Genomic DNA, 539 nt, shown 5'->3' with positions numbered 1-539 from the left:
GAAAACGTCCGGCGCGGGCCTCTTCCAGGAAGTCCGGTTTGGTTGCGGCAACGATCCGCAGGTCCACCTCGATGCTGCGGTTCGAGCCCAGCCGTTCCAGGCGTGTGTCCTGCAACACCCGCAGCAGTTTGACCTGCTGGGCCATGGGCATGCTTTCGATTTCGTCGAGAAACAGCGTGCCGCCGTCGGCGTATTCCAGCCTGCCGATGCGCTTGCCCTGGGCGCCGGTAAAGGCTCCGCTTTCGTGGCCGAACAGTTCGGCTTCAAACAAATGCTCGGGAATGGCGGCGCAGTTGAGAGCGACAAAGGGCTTGCTGGCTCGCGGCCCGAAATCATGCAGGCAGCGGGCGACCAGTTCTTTGCCCCTGCCGGTTTCGCCACGAATGATCACGTTGACGGGCAGTTGCGACAGCCCCAGCACATTGCGCCGCAAGACCTGAAGGCTGGGCGATACACCCAGCAGCGTGGCATCCAGTTGGGTGCGGGCGTCGGCCTGTTCGGTCAGGCGGCGGTTTTCCAGGATCAACTGGCGTTTTTCC

The 539-nt window shown here is 62.9% G+C and carries 1 protein-coding gene; it reads right to left on the bottom strand.

Annotated features, from left to right (window positions below):
* The coding region (locus tag NRB16_RS29180) for a sigma-54 factor interaction domain-containing protein (protein ID WP_257107607.1) at positions 1-539 on the bottom strand (539 nt) is incomplete at both ends.

The organism is Pseudomonas sp. LJDD11, from assembly GCF_024584215.1.
GTDB lineage: Bacteria > Pseudomonadota > Gammaproteobacteria > Pseudomonadales > Pseudomonadaceae > Aquipseudomonas.
Note: the sequence above shows the minus strand (reverse complement) of the source record. Positions and strands in the feature narration are given on the sequence as shown.